Source organism: Streptomyces sp. NPDC058534, assembly GCF_042717365.1.
Taxonomy (GTDB): domain Bacteria; phylum Actinomycetota; class Actinomycetes; order Streptomycetales; family Streptomycetaceae; genus Streptomyces.
In genome coordinates, this window is the sequence record NZ_JBHXNW010000048.1 from 50,510 (window position 1) to 56,518 (window position 6,009).

General features: G+C 76.3%; 8 protein-coding genes and 1 pseudogene. 6 read left to right on the forward strand and 3 right to left on the reverse strand.

The window, feature by feature from the left end; all coding sequences use genetic code 11:
- The 3 genes and pseudogenes from ACFWR9_RS26775 to ACFWR9_RS26785 all read right to left on the reverse strand — a co-directional run.
- Positions 1-184, reverse strand: a pseudogene (locus ACFWR9_RS26775) (Asp23/Gls24 family envelope stress response protein); the annotation flags it as partial.
- Complete coding sequence (locus ACFWR9_RS26780; RefSeq protein ID WP_383846432.1) at positions 181-846, reverse strand: Asp23/Gls24 family envelope stress response protein; 666 nt, start codon at positions 844-846, stop codon at positions 181-183. The pseudogene ACFWR9_RS26775 and the gene ACFWR9_RS26780, both read right to left, overlap by 4 nt.
- Positions 837-1,379: an RNA polymerase sigma factor gene (locus ACFWR9_RS26785; RefSeq protein WP_383846433.1), complete on the reverse strand. Its 543-nt coding sequence runs from the start codon at positions 1,377-1,379 to the stop codon at positions 837-839. The genes ACFWR9_RS26780 and ACFWR9_RS26785 overlap by 10 nt, the downstream gene beginning before the upstream one ends.
- 195 nt (positions 1,380-1,574) lie before the next feature.
- Between ACFWR9_RS26785 and ACFWR9_RS26790 the strand changes: the two genes are divergently transcribed.
- From ACFWR9_RS26790 to ACFWR9_RS26815, 6 genes are read left to right on the forward strand one after another with little or no spacing between them, the layout of a single operon-like run.
- Positions 1,575-2,081 carry an Asp23/Gls24 family envelope stress response protein gene (locus tag ACFWR9_RS26790; protein WP_383846434.1) on the forward strand — a complete coding sequence of 169 codons (507 nt, stop codon included), beginning with the start codon at positions 1,575-1,577 and terminating at the stop codon, positions 2,079-2,081.
- Between the two features lie 45 nt (positions 2,082-2,126).
- Positions 2,127-2,312: a hypothetical protein gene (locus ACFWR9_RS26795; protein WP_383846435.1), complete on the forward strand. Its 186-nt coding sequence runs from the start codon at positions 2,127-2,129 to the stop codon at positions 2,310-2,312.
- Positions 2,309-3,292, forward strand: a complete 984-nt coding sequence (locus ACFWR9_RS26800; RefSeq protein WP_383846436.1) for a DUF6286 domain-containing Asp23/Gls24 family envelope stress response protein — start codon at positions 2,309-2,311, stop codon at positions 3,290-3,292. The genes ACFWR9_RS26795 and ACFWR9_RS26800 overlap by 4 nt, the downstream gene beginning before the upstream one ends.
- Positions 3,289-3,873 (forward strand): hypothetical protein, encoded by a 585-nt coding sequence (locus ACFWR9_RS26805; RefSeq protein WP_383846437.1) that lies wholly within the window; start codon positions 3,289-3,291, stop codon positions 3,871-3,873. Before ACFWR9_RS26800 ends, ACFWR9_RS26805 begins: the two co-directional genes overlap by 4 nt.
- 5 nt (positions 3,874-3,878) lie before the next feature.
- Entirely contained in the window at positions 3,879-4,787 is a 909-nt protein-coding gene (locus ACFWR9_RS26810; RefSeq protein ID WP_383846449.1) for a YihY/virulence factor BrkB family protein, read from the forward strand.
- Positions 4,784-5,890, forward strand: a complete 1,107-nt coding sequence (locus tag ACFWR9_RS26815) for a winged helix DNA-binding domain-containing protein (protein WP_383846438.1) — start codon at positions 4,784-4,786, stop codon at positions 5,888-5,890. The genes ACFWR9_RS26810 and ACFWR9_RS26815 overlap by 4 nt, the downstream gene beginning before the upstream one ends.
- The last annotated feature ends 119 nt before the right edge of the window (positions 5,891-6,009 follow it).

Sequence of the window (6,009 nt, forward strand, 5' to 3'; positions counted from 1 at the left end):
GGCTGGCCCGGGCCCCCCGCACGCCCGGGGGCGCCCGCCCGGCGGCGCGCGGCGGTCCGGTGCGGGCGGAGCCGCGGAACAGGTCCGCGAGTCCCGGGCGCAGGAAGGCGACGCCGGGCACGTCGGCGGTCACCCGCGCGACGGTGCCGGCGAGTGCGTCACGGCCGGTGGCGGCAGCGGTCACGGTCGGGGCCCTTCTTCCGCGCCGGCCGGCTCCGGCTCCACGCCGGCCGGATCCGTCACGTCGGTGATGTGCACGTCCACGTGGTCCACCGGCAGCCCCAGGGCGTCGTCCGCCGCCCCGCGCACCCGCCGCCGGATCTCCTCCGCGAGGTCGCGCAGCCGCTCCGTCAGCGGTACGACGACCTCCAGCCGCACCCGGACCGGCCCGCGCGAGGGCCCGGCGCCGGACTCGGCGGGCCGGATCCGGCAGGAGCCCGCGCGTACGCCCGGCACGGTCTCGGCGGCGGCCCGCAGCGCCTTCGCCGCCATCGCCTCCCGCACCCACAGGTCCTCCTCGCGCTCCCCGAGGGGCAGCGGCCGCCCGGGCCGCAGCTCCAGCCGGACGACGTCCATGACCCGCTCGGTCAGCGCCCCGGCGTCCCGCTCCGGCTCCCGCCCGCTCCCCGCCTCGCGCACCGCGGCCCCGAGCAGGTCCAGCTGCCGGACGGCGGCCGAGCAGTGCGGGCAGGACCGGGGGTGGGGGTCGTCCGCACCGTCCTCCCAGGACTCCCACACCTCGGACAGCAGCCGCCCGCAGCCCAGCCGTTCGTCGTCGCCGGTGTCGTGCGCACCGCCGGGCCCGGTGCCGGGCCCGGGCAGCTCAGCGCCGGTGTTCATCGCCATGCGGTCATCGCCTCCGTCAGGCAGCGTCGTGCGCGGAACACCCGGCCGCGGGCAGCCTCGGGGCTGATCCCGACCGTCCCCGCGATCGTCTCGTACGACTGGCCCTCCAGCTCTCTGAGCACCCAGCAGACCCGCTGCTCGGGGGAGAGCTCGGACAGCGACCTGCCCAGCGCCACCGCGGCCGCGTGCGACTCGGCGGCCCGTGCGGGGGAGACCGCGTGGTCCGGCGCCTGGGGCTCGGGCACGCTGTCGAGGTCCGTGACGGGGCGTCTGGAACGCAGCATGTTCAGGCACCGGTTGACCACGATGCGGTGCATCCAGGTGCCGAAGGCCGACTGCCCGCAGAACTCCGGGAGCCTGCGCCACGCGCTGACGAACGCGTCCTGCACCGCGTCCTCCGCCTCGGAGGGGCTGCCCAGCATGCTCGCCGCCAGCCGCAGCAGCCCCGGCGCGTGTCGGCGCACGAGCACCTCGAAGGCGTCCTCGTCGCCCTCGGCGGCCCGTACCGCGAGCAGTCCGTCGTCGCCCGGCACGTGCGCTCCCTTCCGTCGTTCCCCGCGGTTCCCATGGGCGGGTTCCCCCGTTGGACACGCCGACCGCCCCCGCCGTTACGCGAGGACGCCTTCGAGGCACGGGAAAAAGAAATCCTCCGGAACGGCGTAACGCCGCACCGCGACCCGTGTCCAACGTCCAGCAACACCAAACGACCACCGTTGACGGAGGACACCATGACGACGACACCGCAGACGGCGACCCTTGAGAAGAAGAGCGGCGGCACCGGCATCGGCGCGCAGAGCGGCGCGACCACCGTGAGCGGCGGCTCCACCGGCGCCACCGAACCGGCCGGCACGCGGGGCCGTACGTCCATCGCGGACGTGGTGGTCGTCAAGATCGCGGGCATGGCGGCGCGCGAGATCCCCGGCGTGTACGACATGGGCGGCGGCCTCTCCCGCACCATCGGCGCGGTCCGCGACCGGGTGCCCGGCGGCCGGCCGAACGTGGGCCGCGGCGTGAAGGTCGAGGTCGGCGAGCGGCAGACCGCGATCGATCTGGACCTGGTAGTGGAGTACGGCGTCCCGATCGCGGACCTCGCCCGCGACGTGCGGGAGAACGTCATCGACGCCGTCGAGCGCATCTCCGGCCTGGAGGTCGTCGAGGTCAACATCACGATCAACGACGTCCACCTGCCCGACGACGAGGACCCGGAGCGGCCGGTGGAGGCACGCGTGGAGTGAGGAGCGGATTCCGGAGCATGAGCAGGTGCGAGGCGGAGGTGCGTGATGAGCAGAGCGGTGATCGGCATGCTGGTGGGCATGGCGCTGGCCTTCGCCGGATATTTCGGCGGGTTCGGGGCGTTCCTGCTGGTGGCCGCGCTGGGCGCGGTCGGCGGTGTGGTGGGCCGCCTGATGGACAACGGCACGGACTGGCGTGAGTTCCTGGCACCCCGCGACCGGAGGATGAGGTGACGGCGGCGCCGGCCGAGCGCGGCAGGACCGTCGTCGCCGACCGTGCCGTGCGCCGCATCGCCGAACGGGCCGCCACCGAGGCCGACCTCGGCGGGCGGCGCGCCCGGGTGACGCACGGCACGGCGGCGGTCCACGGGCGCCACGCCGATGTCCGCGTGGACGTACGGCTGCCGTATCCGGCGGCGCTCGGTGAGACAGGGGAGCGGGTCCGGGGCCGGATGGCCGACCGGGTCGCCGAGCTGAGCGGCCTGACGGTGCGTGCGGCGACCGTCCGCGTCCAGTCGCTGGCCGCCGACCGGGCGGCCCCGCCGGCACCCCCGGCTGACGGCGGCGGCTCCCCCCGCCGGGCCCGGCGGCCCTGGTCGGCACGCCGGGTCCCGGCCGCGCTGGTGGCCCTCGTCGGGACGGCCGCGTGCGCGCTCCCGCTGTACGACGTCCTGGCCGTGCACCTCGCCGACCGGAGCCCGGCAGGATGGCGCACCAGGACGGTGGACTGGCTGGCGACCCACGGCCCCGGGGACACCCCGGTCGTCGCGGGCGGCGCCGTCGCCGCCGTCCTGGGCGTCTGGCTGCTGTGGCTGGCGCTCACGCCGGGCCTGCGCGGGGTGCTCCCGATGGCCCCGGTGCACGGGAGCCGCCCGCAGCGGGCGGTACTGGAACGGTCGGCGGTGGCCGAACTCCTCCGGGACGCCGTCACCGCCGTACCCGGGGTGACGGACGTCCGCGTCCGCTGCGGCAGACGGCGCGTCCGCGTCCGGGCCCGCCTCGGCTTCGGCGACCGCACCACGACCCACACCGCAGTCCGCACCACTACGGCCACGACCCTCGACACCCTGGGCCTGACCCGCCCCCTCAAACCCCGCGTCACCTCGCGCCCGGAGCCCCACTGGCGCCCGCCGGAGGCGACACCGTCCGCGCCGCCCGCCGAACCAGGACCCGCCACCGAGCCGCCGCCGTCCCCGAAGGAGAGCGATTCGTGAACCCGTTGCGCAACGCCGTCAACCGGACGCTGCTCGCGCTGACCGGGGCGGCCCTGCTGGCCGGCGGTGGGTGGCTCGGTCTCAGTGGCGCCGGGGTGGCCGACCGGCTGCCCGGGTGGTGGCCCCGGCCCGAGGACGGCACCGTGCTGCTGGACCGGGCCGGCCTCGCCGACCTGCGCGGACAGGACTGGTGGACCCCCGTGGTCGTCGCCGGCACGGCCGCCGCGCTGCTGCTGGGCCTCACCTGGCTCCTCGCCCAGCCGCGCCGGGGCGGCGACCGGCGGCTGCCGCTGGCCGGCCCGCCCCTCACCCTGCGCTCCCGCGCGCTGGCCGACGCCGTCGCCCACCGCGCCGAGGACACCCCGGGCGTCGCCCGCGCCCACGTACGGCTGCCCGCCGGCCCGAAACGCTCACGGGCCCGCGTACGGCTGCTGCTCGAACCCGGCGCCGCCCCCGGCCGCGTCCTCGAACAGCTCACCCACGGCCCGCTCGACGAGGCCCGCGCCTCCCTGGCGCCGCACCCGTTGCGCACCCACGTCCGCATGGGCGTACGGGCCCGGCGCGAGCGGCGTACCCGATGACCACGATGGTGGCCTACCTGGAGACCAGGCTGACCCGGCTCCGGGACCGCTCCGTGCCGTGGACCGGCGCGCTGCGCCGCGTGCCGCGCGCGATGTGGGACGACAACGTCTCCGACTGGGCGGCGGCCCTCACCTACTACGCCGTCCTCGCCCTGGTGCCCGCCCTCGTCGTCACCGCGTCCGTCATCGGCCTGGTCGCACCCGACCTGACGGACCGTCTGATCGACGACGTGACGTCCTGGGCGCCCGCCCAGTCCGGCGCCGAACTGCACCGCACCCTGCACGAGATGGCGGGGGAGCGCTCCGCCGCGCTGACCGTGGCCGTGGCGGGCGGCCTCGGCGCGCTCTGGTCCGCCTCCAGCTACCTGGCGGTCTTCCGGCGCGCCCTGCACGAGATGCACGGCCTTCCCGACCGCCGCCCCCTGTGGCACCGGCTGCACCGCATCGTCCTCACCGCGCTGAGCCTGCTCGGACTGCTCGTCGCCAGCGCCCTGGTCCTGCTGCTGACCGGACCGCTGGCCCGGGCGCTGGGCCGGCTGGCCGGCATCGGCACGACGGCGACCGCCGCCTGGTCCCTGCTCCGCTGGCCGCTGCTGCTGTGCCTGGTCGCGCTGCTGGTCCTCGTCCTGTTCCGGACCGGCCCCGCCCCGGCCCGCCGCAGCCGGCAGGCGGTGCCCGGTGGTGCCCTGGCCGCCCTGCTGTGGCTGGTCTCCTCGGCGGCCTTCTCCCTCTACGCCTCCGGCATCGGCACCTACGGCCGCCTGTACGGCTCCCTGGCCGGGGTCGTGGTCTTCCTGGTGTGGCTGTGGGTCTCGCACCTGTCCCTGCTGGCCGGCGCCCGCTTCGTCGTGGAGCTGAGCCGGACGGATCGCGGACAGACCCCGTCCGCAAGCGCCGCTACCGTGCACCCATGACGACCAAGGCAGGCACGAGCGCCCCCGTCCTCGGCATCCGCGCCCTCAACCGCGCCACCCTCGCCCGGCAGTTGCTGCTGCGCCGCGCGGCCCTGTCCGCCGAGGCCGCCGTCGCGCACCTCGTCGGGCTGCAGGCCCAGAACGTCAAGCCCCCGTACTACGCGCTCGCCGCCCGCCTCGACGGCTTCACGCCCGAGGACCTGTCGGAGGCGATGGCCGGCCGCCGGGTCGCCCGCCTCGTCACCATGCGCTCGACCATCCACACCCACACCGCCGACGACTGCCTCACCCTGCGCCCCCTGGTGCAGGCCGCCCGGGACCGGGAACTGCACGCCTTCCGCAAGGGCCTGACGGGCGTCGACCTGGACCGGCTCACCGACCTCGCCCGCGACCTGGTCGAGGCCGAGCCGCGCACCATGGCCCAGTTGCGCGAGGCCCTGCTCGCCGAGTGGCCCGACGCCGACCCGCGGTCCCTCTCCGTCGCCGCCCGCTGCCGCCTCCCCCTCGTGCAGGTCACGCCGCGCGGACTGTGGGGCAGGAGCGGCCAGGTCACGCTCACCACCGCCGAGCACTGGCTGGCCCGCCCCGCACGGCCCGCGCCCGCACCGGACGACACGGTGCTGCGCTACCTCGGCGCCTTCGGGCCCGCCTCCGTGAAGGACATGCAGACGTGGGCGGGCCTGACCCGGCTGCGGGACGCCTTCGAACGGCTCCGCCCCCGGCTCGTCACCTTCCGCGCCCCGGACGGCACCGAACTCTTCGATCTCCCGGACGCGCCGCGCCCCGACCCGGACACCCCGGCCCCGCCCCGCTTCCTGCCCGAGTTCGACAACCTGCTGCTCTCCCACGCCGACCGCACCCGCGTCGTCCCGCCCGCCCACAAGGGCCATACCTGGACGGGGAACCAGGCCCACCGCGTCCTCCTCGTCGACGGCTTCGTGGCCGGACTGTGGAAGACCGAGGACGACGCCCTCGTCGTCGAGCCGTTCGACCGCCTGCCCAAGGAGCGCCGGGCCGAGGTCGTCGCCGAGGGGGAGCGGATGCTGGCCGTCATGCACCCGGAAGCCGCGTACGACATCCGCTTCGGGACGGTACGCGGCTGACGCATTGGAGAGGGGGCGGTGGGGGGCGCGCGGGGTGGGTCGCCACGCCCCCAGGCTTGCACCGGAGGGGTACTCAGGTGATGAGGAGTCCTGCCGGGGCGGGGCTTCGAGGTGTCCAG